The sequence below is a fragment of the Streptomyces litchfieldiae genome (genome assembly GCF_031845365.1).
GTDB lineage: Bacteria > Actinomycetota > Actinomycetes > Streptomycetales > Streptomycetaceae > Streptomyces > Streptomyces litchfieldiae.
On record NZ_JAVREL010000002.1, the window covers coordinates 138,226 to 162,607 of the forward strand.

At 73.6% G+C, this 24,382-nt stretch carries 21 protein-coding genes; 12 read left to right on the forward strand and 9 right to left on the reverse strand.

From position 1 onward, the window contains the following. Positions 1-30: 30 nt before the first annotated feature. Together RM590_RS04165 and RM590_RS04170 are read right to left on the reverse strand one after the other, a co-directional pair. Positions 31-1,074, reverse strand: coding sequence for a LacI family DNA-binding transcriptional regulator (locus tag RM590_RS04165; protein ID WP_311702982.1), 1,044 nt, complete (start codon positions 1,072-1,074; stop codon positions 31-33). A gap of 45 nt (positions 1,075-1,119) precedes the next feature. Beyond that, complete coding sequence (locus tag RM590_RS04170) at positions 1,120-1,965, reverse strand: NAD(P)H-binding protein (RefSeq protein WP_311702983.1); 846 nt, start codon at positions 1,963-1,965, stop codon at positions 1,120-1,122. A 108-nt stretch (positions 1,966-2,073) separates the two neighbouring features. Here RM590_RS04170 and RM590_RS04175 point away from each other — a divergent pair, with 108 nt between their 5' ends. Beyond that, entirely contained in the window at positions 2,074-2,445 is a 372-nt protein-coding gene (locus RM590_RS04175) for a winged helix-turn-helix transcriptional regulator (protein WP_311702984.1), read from the forward strand. Between the two features lie 85 nt (positions 2,446-2,530). Next, positions 2,531-3,472 (forward strand): DUF5996 family protein, encoded by a 942-nt coding sequence (locus tag RM590_RS04180; protein WP_311702985.1) that lies wholly within the window; start codon positions 2,531-2,533, stop codon positions 3,470-3,472. A gap of 29 nt (positions 3,473-3,501) precedes the next feature. Here RM590_RS04180 and RM590_RS04185 read toward each other — a convergent pair whose 3' ends face one another. Then, entirely contained in the window at positions 3,502-4,977 is a 1,476-nt protein-coding gene (locus RM590_RS04185) for an MFS transporter (protein ID WP_311702986.1), read from the reverse strand. A 63-nt stretch (positions 4,978-5,040) separates the two neighbouring features. Here RM590_RS04185 and RM590_RS04190 point away from each other — a divergent pair, with 63 nt between their 5' ends. Together RM590_RS04190 and RM590_RS04195 are read left to right on the forward strand one after the other, a co-directional pair. After that, a complete protein-coding gene (locus RM590_RS04190; RefSeq protein ID WP_311702987.1) occupies positions 5,041-6,003 on the forward strand; it encodes a helix-turn-helix transcriptional regulator in 963 nt (320 codons plus the stop codon). A gap of 97 nt (positions 6,004-6,100) precedes the next feature. Continuing rightward, entirely contained in the window at positions 6,101-8,455 is a 2,355-nt protein-coding gene (locus tag RM590_RS04195; RefSeq protein WP_311702988.1) for a serine/threonine-protein kinase, read from the forward strand. On the opposite strand, the gene RM590_RS04200 is transcribed toward RM590_RS04195, so the two are convergent. Together RM590_RS04200 and RM590_RS04205 are read right to left on the reverse strand one after the other, a co-directional pair. Continuing rightward, positions 8,416-9,120 (reverse strand): hypothetical protein, encoded by a 705-nt coding sequence (locus RM590_RS04200; RefSeq protein WP_311702989.1) that lies wholly within the window; start codon positions 9,118-9,120, stop codon positions 8,416-8,418. The two genes, RM590_RS04195 and RM590_RS04200, sit on opposite strands and share 40 nt — an antisense overlap. Before the next feature lie 31 nt (positions 9,121-9,151). Next, on the reverse strand, positions 9,152-10,033 hold the full coding sequence (locus tag RM590_RS04205; protein WP_311702990.1) for an alpha/beta fold hydrolase: 882 nt from the start codon (positions 10,031-10,033) through the stop codon (positions 9,152-9,154). Between the two features lie 197 nt (positions 10,034-10,230). Here RM590_RS04205 and RM590_RS04210 point away from each other — a divergent pair, with 197 nt between their 5' ends. Continuing rightward, the gene (locus RM590_RS04210; protein ID WP_311702991.1) at positions 10,231-10,491 is read left to right on the forward strand and encodes a plasmid stabilization protein; all 261 of its coding nucleotides are present in this window, start codon (positions 10,231-10,233) and stop codon (positions 10,489-10,491) included. A gap of 57 nt (positions 10,492-10,548) precedes the next feature. Here RM590_RS04210 and RM590_RS04215 read toward each other — a convergent pair whose 3' ends face one another. Beyond that, the gene (locus RM590_RS04215) at positions 10,549-11,208 is read right to left on the reverse strand and encodes a flavin reductase family protein (RefSeq protein ID WP_311702992.1); all 660 of its coding nucleotides are present in this window, start codon (positions 11,206-11,208) and stop codon (positions 10,549-10,551) included. Between the two features lie 58 nt (positions 11,209-11,266). Here RM590_RS04215 and RM590_RS04220 point away from each other — a divergent pair, with 58 nt between their 5' ends. Continuing rightward, positions 11,267-12,013 (forward strand): ArsR/SmtB family transcription factor, encoded by a 747-nt coding sequence (locus RM590_RS04220; RefSeq protein ID WP_394813781.1) that lies wholly within the window; start codon positions 11,267-11,269, stop codon positions 12,011-12,013. A gap of 15 nt (positions 12,014-12,028) precedes the next feature. Here the strand turns inward: RM590_RS04220 and RM590_RS04225 are convergent, their stop codons facing one another. Then, positions 12,029-13,171, reverse strand: a complete 1,143-nt coding sequence (locus RM590_RS04225) for a substrate-binding domain-containing protein (RefSeq protein ID WP_311702994.1) — start codon at positions 13,169-13,171, stop codon at positions 12,029-12,031. Positions 13,172-13,448: 277 nt separating this feature from the next. Between RM590_RS04225 and RM590_RS04230 the strand changes: the two genes are divergently transcribed. From RM590_RS04230 to RM590_RS04255, 6 genes are all read left to right on the forward strand, one after another. Beyond that, entirely contained in the window at positions 13,449-15,803 is a 2,355-nt protein-coding gene (locus tag RM590_RS04230; protein WP_394813782.1) for a sensor histidine kinase, read from the forward strand. Then, positions 15,784-16,260 (forward strand): roadblock/LC7 domain-containing protein, encoded by a 477-nt coding sequence (locus tag RM590_RS04235; RefSeq protein ID WP_311702995.1) that lies wholly within the window; start codon positions 15,784-15,786, stop codon positions 16,258-16,260. Before RM590_RS04230 ends, RM590_RS04235 begins: the two co-directional genes overlap by 20 nt. Continuing rightward, a complete protein-coding gene (locus tag RM590_RS04240; RefSeq protein WP_311702996.1) occupies positions 16,260-16,640 on the forward strand; it encodes a DUF742 domain-containing protein in 381 nt (126 codons plus the stop codon). The genes RM590_RS04235 and RM590_RS04240 overlap by 1 nt, the downstream gene beginning before the upstream one ends. Beyond that, positions 16,603-17,202, forward strand: coding sequence for a GTP-binding protein (locus RM590_RS04245; protein WP_311702997.1), 600 nt, complete (start codon positions 16,603-16,605; stop codon positions 17,200-17,202). Before RM590_RS04240 ends, RM590_RS04245 begins: the two co-directional genes overlap by 38 nt. A 58-nt stretch (positions 17,203-17,260) precedes the next feature. Further along, positions 17,261-18,511 carry a GNAT family N-acetyltransferase gene (locus RM590_RS04250; RefSeq protein WP_311702998.1) on the forward strand — a complete coding sequence of 417 codons (1,251 nt, stop codon included), beginning with the start codon at positions 17,261-17,263 and terminating at the stop codon, positions 18,509-18,511. A gap of 74 nt (positions 18,512-18,585) precedes the next feature. Then, the gene (locus RM590_RS04255) at positions 18,586-18,951 is read left to right on the forward strand and encodes a type I restriction enzyme endonuclease domain-containing protein (protein ID WP_311703403.1); all 366 of its coding nucleotides are present in this window, start codon (positions 18,586-18,588) and stop codon (positions 18,949-18,951) included. Positions 18,952-18,979: 28 nt separating this feature from the next. Here RM590_RS04255 and RM590_RS04260 read toward each other — a convergent pair whose 3' ends face one another. Together RM590_RS04260 and RM590_RS04265 are read right to left on the reverse strand one after the other, a co-directional pair. Further along, on the reverse strand, positions 18,980-20,263 hold the full coding sequence (locus tag RM590_RS04260) for a TIGR02679 family protein (protein ID WP_311702999.1): 1,284 nt from the start codon (positions 20,261-20,263) through the stop codon (positions 18,980-18,982). 4 nt (positions 20,264-20,267) lie between these two features. Beyond that, complete coding sequence (locus tag RM590_RS04265; RefSeq protein ID WP_311703000.1) at positions 20,268-24,380, reverse strand: TIGR02680 family protein; 4,113 nt, start codon at positions 24,378-24,380, stop codon at positions 20,268-20,270. Positions 24,381-24,382 lie beyond the last annotated feature (2 nt).

Consider the following 24,382-nt stretch of genomic DNA (forward strand, 5'->3'; position numbering starts at 1 on the left):
GGGTCGGCCGGGTGACATGAGTAGCCGTACTCATCCTCCGCCGGCCGCCGGGGCCGCCGTGGAGCGGCGGGGGATCAGCTCGGGGCGGAACGACAGCTCCGTGTGCTGGTGGCCCGCCTCGCCCTCGCCCAGCAGCAGCGCGGCGGCGGCGTGGCCGAGCTGGTACGCGGGCTGGCGCACGGTCGTCAGCGCCGGGGACAGCTCCGCGGCGAAGTCCACGTCGTCGTAGCCCACCACCGAGATGTCGTCCGGCACGGCGATCCCCCGCTGCCGCAGCCCCCGGTACACGCCCAGCGCCGCCGCGTCGTTGCAGCAGATCACGGCGGTGGGCCGGGGGTCGAGGTCCAGCAGCCGGGCCACGGCCGCCTCGGCGATCGCGGCCACCGACGTCTCCCGCACGGCGATCTCCACGACCCGCCGCGCCCCGCCCAACGCCCGGCGCGCGCCCGCCAGTCTGTCCCCGACCGTGCGCAGCGGCGGCCCGGCGCTGACGAACGCGATGTCGCGGTGGCCGAGGTCCAGCAGGTGGCGGGCGGCGAGTTCGCCGCCCGCGACGTTGTCCACGGTGACCGCGCACAGCTCCGTGGCGCCGTCCCTGGGGTGGTCCAGCAGCACCACCGGGGTGCCGCGCCGCCCGAGCCGGACGAACTCCTCGAAGTCCGCCGCCACCGGGCTGATGAGCACGCCGCGCACGCCCTGCTCCTGGAGCAGCCGCAGATAGCCGGCCTGCCGCTCCTGGCGCATGTCGGTGCTGCACTGCACCAGCACGCAGCCGGCCTCCGCGAGCCGGTCCTCCACGCCGCGGGCGACCGTCGCGAAGTAGGCGTTGGCGGTGTCGAGCAGGACGCAGCCAACGACCGTGCTCGGCGCGCCGCGCAGTTGCCGGGCGGCGCCGTTGCGGACGTAGCCGACGTGATCCATCGCCTCCTCGACCCGGCGCCGGGTCGCCTCGGCCACCAGATCGGGGTTGTTGAGCACGTTGCTGACGGTGGACATGGACACTCCGGCGGCCTCGGCGACGTGCCGGATGCCGGCCCGTTCCCCACCGCCGCGCGCGACGTTTCCGGGAGTCACGGCCGCAGCCTAACGTTGCCCGGACGGCGGTCGGCCGGGGGCGGGTCAGGCGAACGCGGGGGCGTTGCGCGCCGCCCAGTCGGCGAACGAGCGCGGCGGGCGGCCCAGGACCCGTTCCACGTCGGGGCTCACCCGCCGCTCGGCGGGCAGCGGCCGGCCGAGGATGGCGAGGGTGCCGTCCGCCACCGGCGCGGGCATGAACCGCAGCATTTCCTCCCGCGCCTCGGCCGGGGTCTGCTCGGTGAACCGCACCGGGGCGCCCAGCGCCTCGCCGATCGCCCGGGCCCGCTCGCGCGGCGACACCGGTGCGGGGCCGGTGAGTTCGTAGACGCGGCCCGTGTGCCCGTCCTCGCGCAGCACGGCGGCGGCGACCTCGGCGATGTCGGCCGGGTCGACGAACGGCAGCCCGACGCCGGCGAACGGCGCGGCGGCCGTGCGCGCCGTTCTGATGGACTCCGCCCACTGGTAGGCGTTGGTGTGGAAGCCGCCGGGCCGCAGGATGGTCCAGTCGGGACCGGCCGCCCGGACGGCCTCCTCGAACGCGGCCAGCCGGGAGTGGGACGGCACGTCCGCCCGCGTTCCGGCGCCCTGCGAGGACAGCAGGACGATGCGGCCGACTCCCCCGGCGCCCGCGGCGGCGAGCACCTCGGCCGGGTCGTCGCCCGGGCCGAGCAGGTCGCCGGCGAGCAGCAGGAACAGCGCGTCGGCGCCGTCGAGCGCGGCCTTCAGGGTGGTGGGCTCGGCGAGGTCGGCGGGGACGGCGCGCACGCCCGGCGGCACCTCGGCCGCGGTGACGCGCCGGGCGACGGCGGTCACGTCCTCGCCCGCGGCGGCCAGCGCCCGGACGAGCGGGCGTCCGATGTTCCCGGTGGCTCCGGTCACGACGATCATGGGTCAACTTCCCTTCGAGGGGGCGGTGAACGACTGCTCCGGGACGCTAACACCCTGCGTATAGTAGGTTCCTAGAGGAAAGTGACTCACCCGAAGGGAGGCACGCCGATGAGTGGCACAGCCGCCCGGTCGGCCGGGCCCGCGCAGGCGTGTCCGATCAGCCCCGTGGTCGACCTCGTGTTCAGCCGCTGGACCACGCCGATCCTCTGGACGCTCCACGCGTACGGCCGCCAGCGTTTCGTCGAGCTGGAGCGGCGCCTGGGCACGATCACGCCCAAGGTGCTCACCCAGCGGCTGCGGCAGTTGGAGCGCGACGGGCTGGTGACGCGCACCTACCACCCGGAGGTCCCGCCGCGCGTGGAGTACGAGATCAGCGAACTGGGCCGCAGCCTCGCCCCGTTGTTCGCCTCCCTCGCCGAGTGGTCCGACGCCCATCTCGACCAGGTGGAGCAGGCCCGGCGGGCCTACGACGCCGGCTGACCGGCCGCCCGCCCCCGGACGGGCCACCCCGGTTGCCGGGAGCCGGACGCCCCCCGAGGGTGGTGGCCGGAGGTGAGGCCGCGTGGTGAAGCACCCGGCAGACGAGTTCCCGGAATTCCCGCTCGCCGCGTGGCGGCCGACCAAGGAGACGGTCCACCGGTTCCTTCAGATCGTCGGGAAGATCCGGCTGGCCGCCGCGCCCCGGCGCAACCACTGGTGGCACGTGCCCTTCCACGTCACCGGCAACGGCATTACCACCCGGCCGATGCGCGACCCGTCGACGCGGCGGATGTTCACCATCGACTTCGACTTCGTCGGGCACCGGCTGGAGATCCGCACCCTGTCCGGCGCGTCGGCCGGCTTCCCGCTCGGTGACCGCTCGGTCGCCGACTTCTACCGCGCGACGTGCGCCGCGCTGGAGCACCTGGGCATCGAGGTGCGGCCCCGGATCCGCCGCCCGTTCGATCTCCCGGACACCGGGCGGCCGTTCGCGGAGGACACCGAGCACCGGGCGTACGACCGGGACGCGGTCACCGCCTACTGGCGGATCCTCAGCCGGGTGGCGATGGAACTGGAGGTGGCGGCCGGGGACTTCGCGGGCAAGATCAGCCCGGTGCACCACTTCTGGCACACCTTCGACATCGCGGTCACCCGCTTCTCGGACCGCAAGGTGGAGAGCGGCCCGGCGACCGATCCGGTGACGCGGGAGGCGTACTCGCGGGAGGTCATCAGCTCCGGCTTCTGGTTCGGCGACGACGACAACCCGGAGCCGGCGTTCTACTCCTACACCGCGCCCGAACCGGAAGGGCTGGCCGGCCGCCACCTCGAACCGGCCGCCGCCCACTGGGTGAAGCGGAACGACTCGCACATGGCGCTGCTGCCCTACGAGGCCGTCCGCGCCACGCAGGACCCGGGCGCCGGGATCCAGGCGTTCTACCACAGCGCCTACCGCGCCGGCGCGGACCTGGCCGGCTGGCCCGCCGAGCGCGAGTGCGAGCACGGCATGACCGACCCCGTGCTGGCCTGAGCCCAGCACGGGGTCGGCCGGAAACGGGATTACACCAGGGCCGGCTGCCGCTCCGGCTCCCCGGCGGCCGGGGCGGGCTCGCCGTGCCCCGTCGCCCGCGCCCGGCGCGGCAGCAGGAAGCCCAGCAGGAACGCGGTCACCGTCAGACCGAGCGCCAGCAGCGTGACGTCCTGGGCCGCGCCGACGAAGTCGGCCCCCGTCGGCCGACCGCCGGCGCCCGAGAAGAAGACCGTGCCCAGCACCGCGACGCCCAGGCTCGCGCCGACCTGCTGGAACGACTCCAGCAGGCCCGAGGCCGAGCCCACCTCGTGGTCGGTGACCTCGCCCATGATGATGTCGAACAGCGGCACGAAGATCATGCCCATCCCGAACCCGTAGACCACCAGCGGCAGCGCCAGATCCCAGCCGTCCACCCCGGCCCCGGCCCGCCCGAGGACCACGTGGGCGGCGGCCAGGCCCACGGTCATCAGCCCCAGCCCGAGGTGCAGGATGCGGCGGCCCAGCTTGCCCATCATCGTGGCGCCGAACCCGGAGCCGAGGAAGGCGCCCACCGCCCAGCTCGCCATGGCGAGGCTGGCGCGCACCGGGCTGAAGCCGAGGCCGAGCTGGAGGAAGAGCCCGATGGCCAGGGAGAAGCCCACGACCGAGCCGAAGAAGACGATGACGAACCCGACGCCGGAGGTGTACGACCGCCGGGCCAGCACGCTGAACTCCACCAGCGGCGTCTCCCCGTTCCGCTTGCGCCGAAGCTGCTGCGCGACGAACACCGCCAGGGCCGCCACCCCGCCGGCGGCGACGGCCAGCAGCCAGGCGGGCCAGCCCAGTTCACGGCCCTGCACCAGCGGATAGATCAGCAGGAAGATCGCGAGGGAGGCCAGCAGCGCGCCGCCCGCGTCCAGTCGGATCGCCCGGTCCCCGTTCCGCACCGGCAGCGCCCGGGCCCCGGCGAGCAGCGAGAACGCGCCGATCGGCAGGTTGATGAGGAAGACCATGCGCCAGCCGGTGCCCGCCACGTCCGCGTCCACCAGCGCCCCGGCGACGACCGGCCCGAGGATCGTGGACAGGCCGATGACCGGGCCGAGCGCGCCGAACGCCTTGCCGATCTCGTGCGGCGGGAACAGGTCCCGGATCAGCCCGAACGCCTGCGGGATCATCACCGCGCCGAACAGCCCCTGGACCACCCGGGCCCCGATCAGCGTCCCCGGCGACCAGGCCACCGCGCAGAGCATCGAGGCGATGAGGAACCCGGCCACGCCGATGAGCAGCACCCGCCGGCGGCCGAACATGTCGCCCAGCCGCCCGCCGGTCAGCAGGCCCACCGCCAGCGCCAGCGTGTAGGAGGCGGCGATCCACTGGAGGCTCGTCTCGGAGCCGCCGAGGTCACCCCGGATCGAGGGGGCGGCGACGTTGACCACCGTGGAGTCGAGCAAGTTCATGATCATCGCGGCGAGGATCGCGAAGAGACCGAGCCAGCGCCGGTCCCGGGTTCCAGTCGTGTTGTCCATGGGAAGCACGATGTCAGCCATAGAGGAACGTTTTGTTCCTCATTGGCGGGCAGAGTTACCTCCATGCTTGAGACCTCAGCCCGGCTTCTGCGCCTCCTCTCCCTCCTCCAGACCCCCCGCGAGTGGACCGGCCCCGAGCTCGCCGAACGCCTGGAGGTGACCTCCCGGACCGTCCGCAACGACGTGGAACGCCTGCGCCGTCTCGGCTATCCGGTGCACGCCACCCGGGGCTCGACAGGCGGCTACCGCCTGGGCGCGGGCAGTTCGCTGCCGCCGCTGCTCCTCGACGACGAGGAGGCCGTCGCGGTCGCCGTCGGCCTGCGCACCGCGACCGGCGGCTCGGTCACCGGACTGGAGGAGTCCTCGCTGCGCGCCCTGACCAAGCTGGAGCAGGTGCTGCCGCCCAAGCTGCGCCGCCGCGTCAACGCGCTCGGCACCCACGCGGTCGCCGTCCCGCCGGCCCGGACCGGTCCCGGCGTCGCGCCCGACGTGCTCGCGACCCTGGCCGCCGCCTGCCGCGACGGTGAGCGGCTGCGGTTCGACTACGCGGCCCACGACGCGAGCGCCGGCCGCCGCGACGTCGAGCCGTACCGCCTGGTCAACTGGGGGCGCCGCTGGTACCTGGTCGCCTGGGACACCGGCCGCGCCGACTGGCGCACCTTCCGCGTCGACCGCGTCCGGCCCGTCGTGCCCACCGGCCCGCGCTTCGCGCCCCGGCCGCTGCCCGACGAGGACATCGCCGCCTATGTCTCGCGCGGCGTCGCCACCGCGCCCTGGCACTACCGCGCCCGGGTCACCGTCCACGCCCCCGCCGAGGTGATCGCCGAACGGCTGCCGGCCACCGCCGGCACGGTCGAGCCGATCGACGAGCGCACCTGCGCCATCACCACCGGCTCGGACAGCCCCGAGACGCTGGCCCGCTGGCTGGTCCTGCTGGACGCCGACTTCGACGCCTCCGGCGCGCCCGAACTCGCCACCGCGCTCGCCGCGCTGGCCGGCCGCCTCCAACGGGCCGCCGGAAGCTGACGTTTGAGGCATCGCGCAACGGGCGGCACCGCCGAGCGGCACTCCGTAGGATCAACGGGTACCGGCCAGGCCGGTGGTGCGGAATGGGGGATGCGCGGTGCTTCCGGACGAGGTGCTCGACGACCGTTACAAGCTGATCGGCCTGCTCGGCCGGGGCGGTTTCGGCGTGGTCTGGAGAGCGTACGACCTGCGCGTCCGGCGGCAGGTCGCCGTGAAGGTGCTGCTCACCGCGGGCGGCGACCCCGGGTCCAACCGGGACCGGTTCGCGCGGGAGGCGTCCACCGCGGGGAACCTCAACCACCCGCACATCGTGACCGTTTACGACTTCGGCGAGACCGAGCACAACGGCCGGCCGCTGGTGTACCTGGTGATGGAGCTGCTCGGCGGCGAACCGCTGAGCGACGTGCTGAGCCGCGGCGTGCCGTCGCTGGAGCGGGCGCTGGCCTGGGCGGGGCAGATCTGCGACGCGCTGGGCGCGGCGCACGACGCGGGCGTGGTGCACCGGGACGTCAAGCCGGACAACATCATGATCTCGGCGGCGGACACCGTGAAGGTGGTGGACTTCGGCATCGCCAAGGCCGCCGAGGGCAACACCCTCACCACCACCCACGGGGTCATCGGCACGCCCGCCTATATGGCCCCCGAGCGGTTCGACGGCAACGCCGACGCCCGTTCCGACCTGTACGCGCTGGGCTGCGTGCTCACCGAGATGTGCACCGGGCGGCGGCCGTTCGAGGGCGGCATCTGGGAGCTGTTCCGGCAGCACGCCGAGGAGCCCCCGCCCCCGCCCAGCCGGCTCCGCCCCGGGCTGCCCGAGGCGCTGGACCGCCTCGTTGGCGATCTGCTGGCCAAGGACCCGGCCCGGCGTCCGCAGACGGCCGGCGAGGTGCGGTCCCGGCTCGCCGCGATCGCGCCCGCCCCGGCGGCGGCGCAGGGGGACGACGCCGCCCGCACGCCCACCGCCGTCGCCGATCCGCCGGGCACCGAGGAGGAGTTGCGCGCCCGGCTGCGCGCGGTGGTCCGCCCGTCGACGCCGACGCCCGAGCAGGCCCGGGAGGCGGTGGCGGCACTCGGCTCCCTGGTCCCCGTCCTGACGCGGGCGCTGGGCGGGGACGATCTGGACGTCCTGGACGCCCGCCAGGACCTGGCGTTCTACACCGGGCGGGCGCGCGACCACGCCAGCGCGGTGCCCCGCTACGAGGAGGTGCTGCCCGACCTGGTGCGCCTGCGGGGCACGGACCATCGCAACTCCCTGAACGCCCGGCAGGACCTCGCCTGGAACACCGGGCAGGCGGGCGACAACGCCAAGGCCGTCCTGCGCTACCGCGCGGTGATCCCCGACCTGATCCGGGTGCTGGGCCCCGACCACCCCAACACTCTGCACGCGCGCCGCCTGCTGGCCTGGAACTCCGGCCGCGCCGACGAGAACAAGAACGCCGTCGAGCTCTACCGGGAGGTCGTCCCCGATCTCATCCGGGTCCTGGGCGCCCGGCACGGCGACACCCTCAACGCCCTCCAGGACCTCGCCTGGAACACCGGCATCATCCGGGACAACGAGGACGCCGCCCGCCAGTACCAGAAGGTCATCCCGGAACTGACCGAGGTGATCGGCGCGGACCACGAGGACACGCTCAACGCCCGCCAGAACCTCGCCTGGAACACCGGCGAATCCGGCGACCACGCCGCCGCCGTCTCCCGCTACCACGACGTCATCCCCGACCTGATCCGGGTGCTGGGCGCCGACCACCCCAACACCCTGCACGCCCGCCGCCTGCTGGCCTGGAACACCGGCCGCACCGACGACCACGCGGCCGCCCTGTCCCGGTACCGGGACGTGCTCCCCGGCCTCATCCGGGTCCTGGGCGCCCGGCACGGCGACACCCTCAACGCCCTTCAGGACATGGCCTGGAACACCGGGCGGTCGGGCGACCACACGTCCGCGATCGACCAGTACCAGAAGGTGATCCCGGATCTGACGCGTGTGATCGGCGCGGACCACGAGGACACCATCAACGCCCGCCAGAACCTCGCCTGGAACACCGGCGAATCCGGCGACCACGCCGCCGCCGTCTCCCGCTACCACGACGTCATCCCCGACCTCGTCCGCGTCATGGGCCCGGACCACCCGAACACCCTGCACGGCCGCCGCGTGCTCGCCTGCTACACCGGCCGCATGGGCGACCACATGAACGCCGTTGCCCAGTACCGGAACGTGATCCCCGACCTGACGCGGGTCCTGGGGCCGAGCGACACCGACACCCTCAACGCCCGCCAGGACATGGCCTGGAACACGGGCCGATCCGGCAACGCCGCCGAGGCCACGCGCCTCTACCAGGAGGTCCTCCCCGACCTGACCCGCATCCTGGGCGCCCGCCACCCGGACACGGTGAACGCCCAGGAGAACCTGGCCCACTACACGACGGAGGCCCGGAGCCGCCGCCGCTGGTGGTGAAAGGCAGTCAGCCGACCGGCCCGACCGTGCCCTCCAGCGCGTGGGCATACGCCCGCAGCGACGCCTTCGCGTCCTCGGGCACCGGGGAGTCCGGGCGCAGCAACGGCGGCTGGGGGCACCTCCCAGGCCCCCAGGGCCTGGGGGAGGGCCACGCGCCACATGCGGAAGGTGTCGACGACCGCACGCTCCGCCTCCCGCCCGAGCAGCGCCGCGGCATCCCGCACCACCCCGACGATCAGCGGAACGCTCCGCGCCGGACCGGGCCCCCGCACCCGGGCGGCGCCCACGAGCGCGTTCAGCAGGGCGGTCAGCTGAAGGTCGCCACCCATCGCGACCATGCGACGGACCACCACGGGGTCGGCCACATCGGGCGGAAAGCTCTCGATGGCCCCCGACCACAACATCAGGTATCCGCCGATGACTTCGGGCGTCCGCTGCTCCTCCCAGCCGGCCTCCTCGAAGATGTCCATGGTGCCGGACTGGAAGTCGCCCACCTCCCGGACCAGCCCGAGCAGCCGGTCCACCGCCGCACGCCGCGCGGCCACGAAGCGGGCGAGCGAGACCTCCGCCAGGGGCCGCCCCCCGGCGGCGGCCACGGCGCCGAGCTCCACGATGCCCCACAGAGGGCCGAAGACATCGCGAGCGAGGGTGGTTTCCGAGATCAACGCGTTCCGCTCCCCACGTGTCGGTTCCACCTCACCGCGCGGCGAGGAACGCGGTCAGCCCGTCGGCCAGTGCGGCCGGGTTCTCCTCGGGGATCCAGTGGCCGGTGCCCGGAACGCGCAGGCCGGTGACGTTCTCGGCCACCTCGCGCATCATCTCCTCGATCAGCGGGCCGGTGGTGCTGATGGCGCCGCCCACGGCCAGGACCGGCACGGTCAGCTTTCCGTTGGCGGTGAGCGCCGCGCGGTTGTCCTCGGCGTCCTGGTCGAACGTCCGGTAGACCTCGAATCCGGCGCGCATCGCGCCGGGGGCGGAGTAGGCCGTCACATACGTGTCGAGGTCGGCGGCACCGATCGCCGAGGGGTCGGCGACGCGCGCGTCGAAGAAGGCTTGCAGGTAGGGGCGTTCGCGGCCGGCGACCAGGAGTTCCGCCACGTCGCGGGCCGCGTGGAAGGCGAAGTGCCACACCCGGGGATCGCCGCGCAGCCGGTCGAAGACCGTCGTTCCGGGCAGCGGCGCGTCCACCACGGCGAGGTGGGTGACCTCGTCCCGGTACGCCTGCGCGTACGCGTACGCGACCATCAGCCCGATGTCGTGCCCGACCAGCGCGACCGGCCCCCGGACGCCGAGGTGGCCGGTGAGCAGCCGGTGCACGTCCGCCGCCATCGTGCGCTTGTCGTAGCCCGCCGCCGGACGCCACGAGTGGCCGGCGCCCCGGTAGTCGGGCGCGACCACCCGGTAGCCGGCCGCGGCCAACACCGGGATGAGGTGGCGCCACTCCCACCACGTCTGCGGAAATCCGTGCAGCAGCACCACGGTCGCCGGCCCCTCGCCCGCCGTCGCGTAGTGCAGCCGCAGCCCGGGCTCCGTTTCCGCCATGCCGTGCGTGACGCCGGCCAGTCCTTCGTCGGTCACCACCGGGGGCTCCTCTCCTTCGTCGGCGTGTCCCGTCTCTGGCACGATGCCGCAGGCGATCCGGCAGGACCAGCGAAAGATTCCACAGGAACCGTTAAGCGTTCCTGCACGAAGCGGTGGCAACAGGTGCCCCGCCGGAGGTGTGACCGGGCGGGCCGGCGGTTACCCGGGCCACCCGCGAGGAAAGGAGCACGACCATGCCGCGAGGCGCGAGCCCCAAGCAGGAGCGGCAGTACGCGCACATCAAGGAGAGCGCCAAGAAGCGCGGCGCCTCGACGAAACGGGCCGAGGAGCTGGCGGCGCGCACGGTGAACAAGCAGCGCGCCACGTCCGCCCGGAGCGCCAGGAGCGCGCAGGGCGCCACGCGCGAACAGCTCTACGCCGAGGCCAGGAAACGCGGCATCGAGGGCCGCTCGTCCATGACCAAGGAGCAGCTCGCCAAGGCCCTCCGCCGCTGACCGGCCCGGCCGCAACACGCCGTGGTCCCGCGTTCAGGAGGCGGCCGTCTCGGTGCATCACCCCGCCCGGTGACCTGCAGCGGCCCCGTCCGCCGTCTCCGAGCGGAAGTTGTGGCCCAGCTCCGGCGCCAGGCCGTGGTAGTGGCGGAAGTTGTAGATCAGCGGGCTCCACGCCCCCGGGTCGATGTGCTGGGTGCCGGGGACCACGATGGAGGCGGCGGCGTGGACGTGGACGACCTCGCACTCGATGACCCGGAAGTGGCCGTCCGCCCCGCCCGGGGTCAACGACCGGGCCACCGCCTCCAGTTGGAGCGGGCACTCGGCGACGCACGGCGGGGCCACCACCGCCGACTCCAGCGGGCTCAGCCCGGCCGCGCCGAACTTGTCCCCCTCGTGGCGGTACAGCGCCTTCTTCGCGTCCGGCACCGGATCGGCCCCGGTGAGCGGGGCCAGGGCCTCCACGGCCGGCCAGAGGTCGGGCGAGGGGAGGTTGATCACCAGCTCGGGGCGGGCTTGGAGGTTGCGGGCGGTGTGGCTGTCCCGGCCGAGGCCCAGGACGACGCTCCGGCCAAGGGCCCAGGCCGAGGACATCGGGGCGAGGTTCGGCGTGCCGTCGTCGTTCAGCGTGGTCAGCAGCGCCACGGGCGTTCCGAAGTAGAGGATGCTCGGGGAGATGTCCAGGTGCCGCGCGGCGGCCCCGACTGTCGCGGTGTTCATGGCCTGGAACGCTACGGCGCCGAAACTTCGGTGCGCGCCGAAGCGAACGGCGCCCAGAATGTCAGGTGTGACCAGCACCTCCCCGCCGTCCGTCGACAGCCCGGACCTCGCCGCCCTCGCCGGGCTGCTCGCCGACCGCACCCGCGCCGCGATGTGCCTCGCGCTGCTCGACGGCCGCGCCTGGACGGCCACCGAGCTCGCCCGGCACACGGGCGTGGCCCCCTCGACCGCGACCGGGCACCTCCACCGGCTGGTCGCGGGCGGGCTGCTCGCCGAGGAGCGCCAGGGACGGCACCGGTACGTCCGGCTCGCCGGCCCCGCCACCGCCGAGATGATCGAGAGCCTGGCCTCGCACGCGCCGCTGCGCGCGACACCGGTCCGTTCCCTCCGGGACGCGCACCGCCGCCGCGCCCTGGCCCACGCCCGTTCCTGCTACGACCACCTCGCGGGCACCGTCGCCGTCGCCATCACCGACGCCATGACCGAACGCGCCCTGCTGGCCTGGGACTACGGCCCCGGCCTCACCCCGGCCGGCCGCGCGTGGCTGCGCGCCCTGGGCATCGCCGACGACCATTCGGGCACCGGCCGCGCCCACGTCCGAAGCTGTCTGGACTGGACCGAGCGCCGCCACCATCTGGCGGGCGCGGTGGGCGCCGCGCTGCTGACCCACGCCCTGGACTCCGGCTGGGCGGCCCGCCGGGGCACCACCCGCGTCATCGACCTCAGTGACCGCGGACGAGTCGCGCTGCGCGAGCACCTGGGGCTGCCGGACGAGGTGCTGCTGCCCCCTGAGGACGGCGGCTGAGCCGGGCGGCCCGCCTCACCGGCCCCAGATCTGGCGGTACGCCTCCCGGTAGCCGTCGGAGTCCCAGAACGCCGCGCCGCCGCTGTTCTCGCTGGTGGTGATGTGCACAGGAGCCACGTATCCGCTGGCGGGCTCGCCGGCGAACGCGCGGTTGAACTCGTCGATGATCTGCCAGCCCTGCTCGGACAGCGGCTCCGGCACGGTCGCGGCCTGGAACTCCCGCCCGTTGATGCGCTCGAAGGCCGACGGGTCACCGTCCCCGGCCCCGATGTTGAACGGGGCGCCGTCGCCCTCGGCACCGGCCGCGCGCAGGGCGGGCGCCGCGTGGTCGAAGTACAGGTCGTTGATGGCGACGGAGTGCGTCCAACTGCTGCCGAAGCGGGACATCAGGGTCGAGGTCCGACCGACGGTGTGGGTGCTGGCCTCGGAGATGGCGATGTCCTCCTCGCTCAGCAGCGTGACGCCGGGGCAGGTCTCCAGCGCCTCCCTGATGAGATCGGACTTGTTCTTGGCGAACGGCAGCGACGCGTCGGTGAACAGGACCACGCCCGCGTTGCCGTTGGAGTGCGCGATGATCCAGTCCGCGCTGATCCTCGCGACGTCCTCCACCCGGGTCGTGACATTCGTGAACAACTCCGGGTCCTCGCTGGGACCCGGCTCCGGGACGGCGTGCCAGCCGATGACCGGGATGCCCGCGTCGTTGGCCCGCTCGACCTGCTCGGCGGTGGACGCGGGGTCGAAGCTGCCGAGGACGATGCCGTCGGGGTCGAGGCCGATGGCCTCGTCGAAGGCGGACTGGATGCCCTCGGGCGTGCCCCGGCCGTCGAGGGTCCGGACGCGCCAGCCGATGACCTCCCCGGCTTCCTGAACGCCCCCGGCCACACCGGCGACACCGGGGTTGGTCATGGTCTGGGCGATGTAGACGATGGTCTTGCCGGTGGCGGCCTCCGGCCCGGTCGTGGGCCCTGACCAGGGCGCGCCGACGTCCTGGGCCTCCTCGACGGCCTCCCTGGCCGAGCCGACGACATCGGGGCAGCCGGACTCGGCGGACTCGAAGTCGGGGGGCGGCTCGGTGGCGGAACCGCTCTCGCACCCGGCGGCGGTGGCCACGGCCAGGAGCACGGCGGCGGCCACGGGCGCCTTGCGTATGGGGTGCACGGGGTTCTCCTCACAGGACACGCGGGGGCCGCGTTCGGTGCTCCGCGCGGCGGCCCGGGGCTTGTAGGGCAGGGAGGGTAGCAGGGGCCGGTGACAAGCCCGAGCCTCCCGGCGAAGAAAACACGATGTGAGGACTTTTGACGAACACTTTGCAAACAAACGCTGATCACATATACCCCCGAACGGATCACACCGGTAATGTCCCGCACCCCGGCCTTCGGGGTCCCTCATCAGCGACCTCGGCCACCGCTCATCAGCACAACGAAGGAGAGACCCGGTGTCTGCGAACCCGGCGGACCCGTCGCTCGACCCCCATCAGCCCGAGCGCGTGGCCCCAACACCGCGCCTGTCCGGGCGCGTTGGCGCTGTCCTCGACCGGTGGCCGTTCCGGCGGAAGCTCAACGTCCTGGTCATCGCGCCCGTCGCGGTCGTCGGCACCCTGCTCGGCGTCGGCGTCGCGGCCCAGATCGAGGAGGCCCGGCAGGCCAGCCGGGTCGCGGACCTCGTCCGCGACAGCGAGCAAGTGGCGCGGCTCATCAACGAGGTACAGGCCGAGCACCGCGAAGCACTGGTGCTGACCGTCGAGTACGAGTCGGCCGCCCCCGGTGCCGCGCTGCCGTCGATCAGTGACTACCGCGAGGCGCAGCGGGGGACCGACGCGCGCGCCGAGGACGTGCGGTCCGCGTTCGGCTCGGACCTGCCGGACGACGAGGCCCAGGCGCTCGACTACCTCGAAGGGCTCTCCGTCCTGCGCGAGCGCCTGGAACGCGGCCACGTCCCCAGCGCCAACATCGACCCCGCGTACTCGTCCGCCGTCGACTACCTGATCGACGGGCTCGGCCTGGACCAGTTCTCCGACGGCTCGTCGTCCACGGTCGCGCTGCTCGACACGGTGCTCCGCGCGGACGCCGCCCACGCGGCCTTCGAGAGCGCTGTGTTCTCCGCGCAGACCCGCGACGCCAACGCCCTCGTCGAGTACAGCCGCGCGGTCGGCGCCCACGAGTTGTTCGACCGCCAGGCGGAGCGGTTCGACCGGATCGCCAGCCGGGACCAGATCCTGACGTTCAGCGGCATCGAGCGCGGCGCCGAAGAGAACGGGATCGAGGCGCGGTTCGCGGAACTCCAGGTCGACCCCAGCTCCCTCCAGGCCCAGACGGCGGAGGAGTTGCGCGGAACGATCGCCGCCGGGGCGGAACAGGCCGACAGCCGCCTGGAGATCACCCGGACCCTGACCGAGGACATCGCCGCCCGGGCCGACGACGCCTCCGCGACCGCCCTGCGCCAGGCGCTGCTGCTGATCGCGCTGACCCTGCTCCTCTTCGCCGCCTGGCTCACGTTCACCGTCCTCGCCCGCCGCTCGGTCGTCCGCCCCTTGGCCGCCCTGACCGACGCCGCCCAGCAGGTCGTCGACGTGGCCGGTGAGGAACTGGCCCGCGTCGCGGACGACGACTCCGACGACACCACGCCGCTGCGGCCCCGGCCGATCCCCGTCCCGGTCCGCGACGACATCGGCAGGCTGGCCGAGGCGTTCAACCAGGTGCAGGTGACCGCCGCCGCGCTGCTGGAACGCCAGGTGACGAGCCGCCGCAACGTCGCCGAGATGTTCGGCAACGTCGGGCACCGCGTCAGCAACCTGGTGACCCGCCAGCTCACGCTTATCGACGCCGTCGAACGCGAGGAGACCGACGCCGACGTCCTGGAACGGCTCTACCGCATCGACCACATCGCCGTCCGCCTCCAGCGCAACGCCGACAGTCTGATGCTGCTCGCCGGAACGCGCGAGACCGGCGTCGAGGCCCGGCCGACCACCCTGGCCAACGTCATCCGCGCGGCCCTCAGCCAGATCGAGGGCTACCAGCGGGTGTCCCTGCGGTCCGAGACGGAGATCACCGTCGCGCCGGACATCATCGGCGACCTGACGCTGATGCTCGCCGAACTCCTGGAGAACGCCGCCTCGTTCTCACCGTCCAACACGCCCGTCGAGGTGGTCGTGCGGCCGGGCACCGACGTCACCGCGGACGGCGGCGCCCTGGTCGAGGTCATCGACCACGGCCTCGGCATGACCGGTGAACGCCTCGCCGAGGAGAACGCCCGGCTGGTCCGCCGCGAACGGCTCGACCTCGTGCCGACCAAGGTGCTCGGCCTGTTCGTGGTCGGCACCCTTGCCCGGCGCTGGGGCGTGCGGGTCACGCTCGGCCGCACGCCGGGCGGCGGCGTCACCGGCACCGTCTGGATCCCGGCCGGACTCCTGCTGGACGAGGGGGCCGGGGACCCCGCGCCGGCTCCGGCCCCGGCCCTGGCCGCCGCCGCGTCCGCGCCGCGGCCCACCCCGGCGCTCGCGCCCGCCCCCCGGCCGGCCGCCGCCCCCGGCCGGCCGTCGGCGCCCGAGGGCCCCCGACCCCTGAAGCGGCGGGTGCGGGGCGCGACGCTCGCCAAGACCTCCGTACCGGCCGACCGGGCAACGCCGCCCGTGCGCCCCGCCGTTGACGCCGACGCGGTCCGCCACGAACTCGACGAGTTCGAATCCGCCGTACGCAGGGCGGAGCAGGACAGCGCCCTCCCCCTGCCGGAGGACGCGCCATCACCACCCCTGGAACAAAAGGAGTCGGGCAGTGACCACTTCAACGGGTGACAATTCTCCCGAGCTTGCGGAGCCGACCGATCTGCGAGCGGCCGCGGCCGATTTCACCTGGTTGCTCGACCGGTTCGCGACCGAGACCGCAGGGGTGGTCGACGCGATCGCCGTCTCGTCCGACGGCCTGCTGATCGCCGTTTCCCAGCCGCGCGACAAGGGCGAGTCCGAACGGCTCGCCGCGATCGTGTCCGGCCTCACCAGTCTCGCCGCGGGCGCCTCGGGCAACTACGGCCTGGGCAGCCTCAACAAGGTCATCATCGACCTGGAGGGCGGCCACATCCTGGTGTCGGCCATCGGCTGCGGCGCCGTCCTGGGCGTGGTGGCCACCAAGGAGGCGAAGCTGGGCAACATCGCCTACGAGATGACCCTCTTCGCCAACCGCGCCGGGGCCGCGCTCACGCCCCAGCTCGTGCTCGAGCTGAAGAAGAGCGTCGGCGCGACGCCGGCCGGCTGATGGCCGAGGAACCGGCCGGCCGCGCCCCGGCGATCCGGCCGTTCCTGCTGACCGCCGGCCGGGTGTCCGGCGGGAACACCGGGCCACCGCTCCCGCTGGAGACCCAGGTCGTATCGACATCGGCCGGGCTCGCCGTCCTGCACTCGCTCACGTTCGAACAGCACGACATCGTCGCCGCCTGCCGCCGGCCGCAGTCGGTGGCCGAACTGGCCGCCGGGCTGCGGCTGCACCTGAACGTGGTGCGCGTCCTCGCCGAGGACCTGTGCGCCGCCGGCCACCTGGCGGTCCACCGGCCCGACGCCGGAACAGTCCAAGACATCTCCGTACTGCGAAGGGTTATCGATGGTCTCCGCGCCGTCTCCGACTCAGGGGGCACCTGAACAGCCGCCGCTGCCGGTCAAGATGGTCATCGCCGGCGGCTTCGGAGTCGGCAAGACCACGGCCGTGGGCTCGATCTCCGAGATCCGCCCGCTCACGACGGAAGCCGCGATCACCGAGGTCGCGGCGGGCGTGGACGACCTCACCCACACGCCCGGCAAGGCCACCACCACGGTCGCCATGGACTTCGGCTGCATCACGATCGACCCGACGCTGAAGCTGTACCTGTTCGGCACCCCGGGCCAGGACCGCTTCGGCTTCATGTGGGACGACATCGTCGAGGGCGCCATCGGCGGCCTGGTGATCGTGGACACCCGCCGCCTGGACGACTGCTACGCGGCGGTGGACTACTTCGAGCACAGGGAAGTCCCCTTCGCGGTGGCGGTCAACGCGTTCGACGGCCAGGTGGCACACGACCTGGACGAGGTCCGCTGGGCCCTGGACATCGCCGAGCACACCCCCCTGGTCGTCTTCGACGCCCGGAAGACCAGCTCGGTCCGCGACGCGCTCCTGGTGGTCCTGGACGTGGCCCTGTCCCGCGCGGAGACGGCGAAGGCGACCTGACGCACAAGTGTTGTCGCATATTAATTTGCAAACAACACCAGTGAAGCAGGAGCAGTACGTGCGAGACGACGGCGCGACCGCCTACACCATCCGCCCGGGACGCCCGGCCGACGCCGACCGGTGCGCGGCGCTCAACGACGCCGTTCACCCCCACACCGGCATCGGGCCCTGGACGCGCGACCTCTTCGACAACCATCCCTCCGTGCGCCCCGCCGACTTCCTCGTCGCCGAACACACCGGCGGAGACGGCATCGTGGCCACCCTGGTCGCGATCCGCCAGGAATGGACCTTCGGCGGCGTCCGACTGCCCGTGTCACAGGTCGAGCTGGTGGGCACCGATCCCGCCCACCGCGGCCGGCAGTTGGCCGGCCGTCTGCTCCACGCCCTGCACACCCGCTGCTCGGCCGACGGGACGGCGTTGCAGGTGATCGAGGGAATCCCGTACTTCTACCGCCGCTTCGGCTACGAGTACGCGCTGCACGTCGGCGGCGCGCCGGACGTTCCCCTGGCCGGGATCCGCGAACTCCCGGAGGCTCCGGGCCCGTTGATCCGCCCCGCCACACCTGCGGACGCCCCCGCGCTCGCACGCGTCGACCGCGTGCGGGCCGGCCGGGACGCCCTGACCTGCCCCCGCGACGAACGCGCCTGGCTCCACGAGATATCCGGACACCGCCCCGACTCCCTGGCCCGCCGCACGGTCAAGGCACTCGTCGACCCCTCGGGAGAGGTGAACGGCTACGTCGTCCACGGCCGGCGGCCCTCGTCCGACGGCACACTGCCCGTCCTCGCCGCCGCGTACGCGGATCCCGACGCCTGGCCGCGCATCGCACCCGCCCTCCTGCGCCACCTCGCGGAAGCGAACGCCCCACTGTGGCTGCTGCTCCCCGCCTCCCACCCCCTCGCCCGCCACGCACCCCCCGGCACCCCCCGGCGCCCCCGCGCCTGGTACGCCAGAACCGAGTCCCCCGCCACCCTGCTCAACCACGTGCTCCCGGCCCTCGCCCGCCGCTGGCGCGACCTCGGCCTGCGCTGTCCCGGCGACACGATGACGATCGACACCTACCACGAGGTCATCCGCCTGCACTTCACCGCGGGCGCCCCGGCCACGGCCCAGTCGGAGCCACGCGGCACGGCGCAGACGGACGCCAGGATCCCGCCCGGAGCGCTCCTCCAGATGCTCCTCGGCCACCGGACCCCCAAGGAACTGACCGACATCTGGCCGGACATGACGATCCCCGACCCGGCCACGGCGGCATTCCTGGAGGCAGCGTTCCCGGTCACCGCCCCCGAGATCTGGGCAGTGGCCTGACGGGCGAAGCCACCCCTCGGCCGGACGGATCCCCGCCTGTCAAGGCCGTGACGCTGCGGTGGACCTGATGTCGGCTGACCGCGGCGGAGTTCATGAAGTTCCTGGTGGCACTGGCGAAAGAGGTATCCGCGGACCGGGGCCGGGCAAGAGACCTCGGCATCACGGAGGACGAACTCGCCTTCTACGATGCCTTGGCCGCCGACCCGTCGGCCGTCGAGCACATGGAGGACACTCTTCTGGCGAAGATCGCACACGAGCTGTACGAGCAGATCCGCAACGACGTCACGGTCGACTGGGAGATCAAGGAACAGGCGCGTGACCGGATCATGGCCCGAGTGCTCAGACTGCTGCGCGAATACGGCTATCCGCCGGACAGGCAGCCTTCGGCGATCGAGCGTGTGCTGAAGCAGGCGGAAGACGTGGCGGACATGCTGGCCTGAACACCGCCACGCCCAGCAGGCCCGCGGGTCACCCGCGCCGAAGGTCGGCGAGGAGATCTTCCAGCAGGTGCTCCTCCTCAACACGGACGCCGTGCTCGGCCATGGCAGCGGCAAGTGGCGGGTCCCAGGGGGTAGGAGCCGGGCTGCCGGTGTCGAGGCGGCTGCCGAGGCCGCTTTCCACGGCGGATTCGTAGGAGGGCGCGTCGTAGCGCCACGGTGCGGCGCGAGGGAGGCGCAGTACGTGGGTGGCGATCCGGATGCCGCCCCAGTCGAAGTCGCCATGGTAGGCGATCGGACAGCCCCGGTCGGCGAGTCGGGAGAGCAGGGCCCGGGCGGCGAGGGACAGGTTGCCCTCGACGCATACCAGGGGCGGGCAGTCGGGGCCCAGGTCGTCGGCGGCGGCAGCCAGCACAGCCGGGTTCTCGCAAACCCTGATCCGCCGTCCGTCCGCCCCGAGTTCCGGTGGCTCCCTGATGAGCTGACGGAGCGTCAGCAGCAAGGGCTCGCCGCCTTCCCGGGCCGCGGCGAGGATGCGGCCGGTCGTGCCGCGGGTGGAACCGGGCAGGCCCAGGACCAGGACACGCGAGGACAGCTCGTCAAGCGCCACCCCGACGGACGCCCACGCCGCGCGGCGGCCTTCCGCGCCGGACGGCGTGTCGTCGGGCAACGCGGCGAGGACCCGGACGGCGGAGTGGACGAGCGTGGCCAGCGGGCGGCCCTCGTCGAGCGCGTGGGCGTCGCCCAGCGTGCGGGCCGCGAGGACCGGGAGGGTGAGGCCGGAGGCCGGGAGCCGGGAGATCACCCGTACCGCGTCGGTGGCCAGCTGCCGGGCCGCGACCGGGTCGCCTCCGGAGAGACGTTTGAGGAGTCCGGTAGCCCGCAGTCCGGCCCGCCAAGGGGCGAGTTCGGCCCGTCCGGTGACGGCTGGAACGTCGAATTCGGCCAGCGCGCGTTGCCAGGCGGCCTCGGCAGCGGCGGTCCGGGCGCGCCGGTCGGTCACCGGGCCGGTCAGTATCACCACTGCCGCCGCGAGGCCGTCCGGACAGGCCAGCGACTCGCGCAGCACGCGGTCGACCTCGGTCAGTGACACCGTGAGCGATGCGCCCGAGCGCAGCCGTCGGCCGAGCAACAACTCGACCGCGCGGCGCTGTTCGGCGGTGGCGGCCTTGAGCGTCGCAGTGGTGTCCAGGGCCCGGCCGGAGGCCAGCCGGTCGCGGACCCGCGCCAGCAGCCAGGCGGTCTCCGGTCCACCGAGCAGGCGGCGCAACCGGGGAACGTCGGCCGTCTCCGTCTCCGTCTCCGTCTCCGGCACCGGCTTACTCGGCGTCCGCGAGACTCGGCTGCGCCGGGACAGCGGCGGCCGCCTGCGCGGGAACGTACGGGAGGGGGCGCTGCTCCCTGGTGCGGGTGCTGCCGTCCCAGCGCCAGGGCGTGACGAGCACGGCGTCGATTCCCTCGCGCCGGCTCAACTGGGCGATGCCGACCCCCGGTACGGTCGGATAGCACGCCCACTCCCGCTCGCTGGTCATCACGACATCGAGGTCGAACGCGGCCAGCAAGCCGAGGCACTTGGCCCGGGAGTCGTCGTCGACGCCGGCGAACGCCTCATCGAGCGCGATCAGCCGCGGGGCGTGCGGGCTGCCGGACGAGTAGTGCGAGGACGCCGCCGCGAACAGGGGAACGGAGGCGGCGAGCACTCGTTCACCGCCGGATGCGGGACCGGTGGCCGGCTTCCACTGGCCGTCCTGCCGGCGCTGGATCGTGAAGGCGTGCCAGGTGCGGTAGTCCAGAGCACGGGTCAGCTGGTCGGCCCAGGAGTCACCGGGGTGCTCTTCCCGTTCCTGGGCGATCCTGGCCTGGAGAAACTCCCCGACCTGCGCGCGGTCGGCGGGCCGCCAGGCGTCCGAGGACTGCCGCAGCAACCTGGTCCGGACCGCCTCCAGACCGGGCGGCGACTCCTTGGCGGGCACCCATCGCAGGCGCAGGGTCATACCGGTCGAGGTGGGCCGGGCGGCCAGGTCCCGGTTCATCGCCGCCACCTGCTCCTCGGCTCCGGCGATGAGTTCCTGGAGCGCCCCGGCCACCTCGCCGACCAGATGGTTCTCCAGCAGCTCGCGTTCCTTCGCGGAGAGCAGCCGGCCGCGCTGTTCGACCTCCTCGCGCAGCGAGTCGGCGAGAGCCGGCACGTCGTGGGTCCGGCCCTGGAAGACCACGTCGACGATCATGATGCCGTCGTGCAGAGTCATGCCGACCGAGTGCCCGTGGCGGCCGAGGGCATCGGTGAGCACCTTGTGCTCGGCGGAGATGCGCTGCTGGATCAGCTCCCAGCGGCGGTCCGAGTCGTCGGTGTCGTCGAGCTCCTGATTCACGGTACGGGCTAGGGCCACGGCCGGCGTCGGTGCCCAGGGCTCGTCCGGCGGCGGCACGGTCAGCCCCGGCAGCGCGGCGGTGAGCAGGCCGGTGGCCGCGAACGAACGCAGGGCGGTCACCGCGCGGTCGCGTTCGGCGACCGCCTCCGCGATCCGGACCCGGATCTCATGGCGACGTCCCTCGGCCTCGCCGCGGGCGGTCATCGCGGCGTCGCGGGCCCGCCTCGTCGACTTCTCCGCCGCATCGCGCTCCGCCATCGCGGCGTCGGTCTCGGCCAGCCGCCGGAAGAGCTCCTCAACGCTCGCCCCGACGGTCTCCACCAGCACCCGGTGATGCTCGGCCTGCGCGTCGGCGGTCCGGCGGGCTTCGCCGGCGGCGTCCTCGGCCTCGGCGAGCGCCGAGGCGGCCGTTTGAGCCTCGGCGTCGGCTTCGGCCGCGAGGGCTGCCGACCGTGCCCGGGCGGCGGCGGCCGGAAGGAGCGCGGCGAGGGCGGTGGCGTAGCCGGAGATCGCGTCGCGGATCTGGTCCAGCTGATCAGGGCGGGTTGGCAGGCCGGTGTCGGAGGCGTACTCCTGGGCCTCCTGCTGGGCCTTCTCGAAGTCCTGCCGCCGGTCGGCGGCGTCCCGCTCCGCCTCGGCTCGGCGGTCGCCGAGGCGGCGGGTCGTCTCGGCCTCGTGGCTCAGGCGGGCGTGGGCCTCGCGCAGTGCTCCGTCGGAGGGTTCGGCGCGCTGTTCGGCGGTCAGCGCCGCCGCTCGTTCCCGGACAGCGTCGAGCTCGCGATTCAACTGGCCGAGCACGCTGAGGAGTTCATCGCGCTGGGCGGCCAGTGCGGCGAGCCGAGCGCGCCGCGCGGCCTCTCGGGCGCCCTCGCCGATGAAGTGGGCGGCCGGCTTGCCCCAGCGTCCGGTCAGGGCGCCGATCCGGTAACGGCCGTCGGTGGCCACCCAGGTGTGGTGCGGGCTCTCGCCGAGACCGATCGCGGCCAGAACGGTCCGGACGGCCTCGTCGCCCAGCGCGGCGGCCCGGGGATTCGCCCGGTCCACGGCCGGGCGCAGCGCGGCGGCCAGCCCCGGCCCGGGGGCCGCGGCGCCGGGCAGCAGCACCGCGTCGTAGGTGGTGGCGTCGAGCAGTGTGCCGTCCGGGGTGAGCCAGGCGTCGAGCAGTCCGGCGGCTTCGAGTGCCGCCTCGATGCCGGCGCGGTCCGAGGCCGGTACGGCGTCGTGGAAGTCCACTGCCCGCCACAGCGGTACGCCGGCGCGTTTGGCCCGGGCGTGAGGATCACGTGTGTGCGGCGGCGGTGGGGCGTCGTGGCCGCCGGACTCCAGCCGGTCGATCTCCTCTTTCACGGCGGTGAGTTCGCTCCGGGCGGCGGCGGCCTCGGCGTCGAGCCCGGTCTCCCGGCGAGTCAGCGCCTCCGCCGCGGCGCGGTACCCGGCGGCGACGGCTTCGGTGGCGGGGTTGGGGCCGGCCAGGGTGTCGGTCCAGGCTTCGAGGGCCGCGAGGGCCTGGTCGGGGTCGGACAGGCGCAGCTCGACCGTGGCGGCCGCCCAGGCGCGCCAGGCCGCGACCAGTTCCCCGCCCCGCGCGGCGACCGCCTGTCCGGCCTCGGCGGAGCGCTCCAGCGCCGCCTCCAGGTCGGAGGCCCGCCGGGCGGCCTCGGCCTGCGCGGAACGGGCCCGCACCTGCGCCTGCTCGGCCGCGCCGAGCAGTGCGCCCAGACCGCTGACTGCCTGGCGGCGGAGGCCGGCGGCCCGCTCGCCGACGCGGCGCGTTTCCTGGAACGGGGGCTGGTCGCGCTCCAGCGTCGCGGCCACCGGGGCGTGGTCCAGGCCGGCCGTGCCGGCGGCCTGCCGGGCCGCCTGGTCCGCCTCGGCGAACCCGGTCCGGTCGGCTTCCGTCTGGGCGTGCGCGGTGCTGGCTCGGCGCTGCCAGTCGTCGGCCAGGCGCCGGGCGGTCCGGACCGCGACGGCACGGTCGTCCGCGATCGCGCGCAGCGCCTCGGCGGTCCGGCCGGCCTGTTCCAGCCCTCGGGCCGCGTCCATCTCGGGGCTGCGGTTCAGCGCCTCCCGGGTGGCGCTCAGTGTTCTCCGGGCGCTTTCCAGCTCTTCCAGGCGCACCTCGGCCCGTGCCAGCCGCTCTTCGGCGGCGGCGTGTTCGTTCTCGGCTTCGCCGAGGTCACGGCCCAGGTGCTCATACCGGCTGTGCGCCAGGCGCAGGACGCCGGCCTGCCGTTTGGCCGCGATCCGGGCGTAGCGGCGGTAGTGGGCGAGGAAGCCGGCAGCGGCGCCGGACGCCTCGGCCAGCGCTTCGAGGGCGTGTCGCTCCTCGTCAAGGCCGCGGAACGCCTCGGCGACTTCGCCGATCAGGCTCGGGTCGAGCGGCGGCAGCGACTCGGTCAGCGCTTTCGACAGCAGTCTCTCGTCGGGCTTCTTCGACAGCTGCGGCTGACGCAGCTGGATCAGCAGGTTGACCAGCGCCTCGTAACGTTCCCGGCCAAGTCCGAAAAGCTGCTCGTCCACGGCCCTGCGGTACTCGGAGGCGGTGTCGTGGACCAGGCCATGGCCCTCCAGCGCGTCGCGCAGCCGTTCCCGGGTGTACGGGACGCGGGTGGCCGAGAGCAGTGGCAGGTCGGGGCCGACGCGCAGGCTGGTGGTGAAGAACCAGTGTTTGGCGATGCCCCGGCCCTTGACCGCCTTCAGGCCGCAGCCGATGGTCCGGTACTGCGGCCGGCCGTCCTCCGTGGTCCGTCCGAACTCGAGCCAGGTGTAGCCGGTGCGTTCGTCATGCGGATGCCTGCCGCCGAGCAGCAGATTCCATTCCATCCGCTTGGCACGGTCGCCATCCGGCTCGACGCGGTGGGCCGCCAGCTCGCCGTCGAGCAGGAACGGCAGGGTGAGCGCGAGTACCTTCGACTTTCCGGTGCCGTTGTTACCGCGCAGCAGTAGCCGTCCGTCGTGGAAATGGAACTCCTCGGCATCGTAGTAAAAGATGTCGACGAGTCCGGCGCGCAGCGGCTGCCAGCGGCTTCGGGTGGGCTCCGGCAGGGGTGTGGGCGGCACGG

Excerpts from the sequence above, each read along its gene's own strand:
- RM590_RS04210 (WP_311702991.1), top strand. The coding sequence starts at position 10,231 with ATGCCGCGAGGCGCGAGCCCCAAGCAGGAGCGGCAGTACGCGCACATC.
- RM590_RS04185 (WP_311702986.1), bottom strand. The coding sequence starts at position 4,977 with ATGGACAACACGACTGGAACCCGGGACCGGCGCTGGCTCGGTCTCTTC.
- RM590_RS04245 (WP_311702997.1), top strand. The coding sequence starts at position 16,603 with ATGGTCTCCGCGCCGTCTCCGACTCAGGGGGCACCTGAACAGCCGCCG.
- RM590_RS04240 (WP_311702996.1), top strand. The coding sequence starts at position 16,260 with ATGGCCGAGGAACCGGCCGGCCGCGCCCCGGCGATCCGGCCGTTCCTG.
- RM590_RS04190 (WP_311702987.1), top strand. The coding sequence starts at position 5,041 with ATGCTTGAGACCTCAGCCCGGCTTCTGCGCCTCCTCTCCCTCCTCCAG.
- RM590_RS04215 (WP_311702992.1), bottom strand. The coding sequence starts at position 11,208 with ATGAACACCGCGACAGTCGGGGCCGCCGCGCGGCACCTGGACATCTCC.
- RM590_RS04170 (WP_311702983.1), bottom strand. The coding sequence starts at position 1,965 with ATGATCGTCGTGACCGGAGCCACCGGGAACATCGGACGCCCGCTCGTC.
- RM590_RS04220 (WP_394813781.1), top strand. The coding sequence starts at position 11,267 with ATGTCAGGTGTGACCAGCACCTCCCCGCCGTCCGTCGACAGCCCGGAC.
- RM590_RS04175 (WP_311702984.1), top strand. The coding sequence starts at position 2,074 with ATGAGTGGCACAGCCGCCCGGTCGGCCGGGCCCGCGCAGGCGTGTCCG.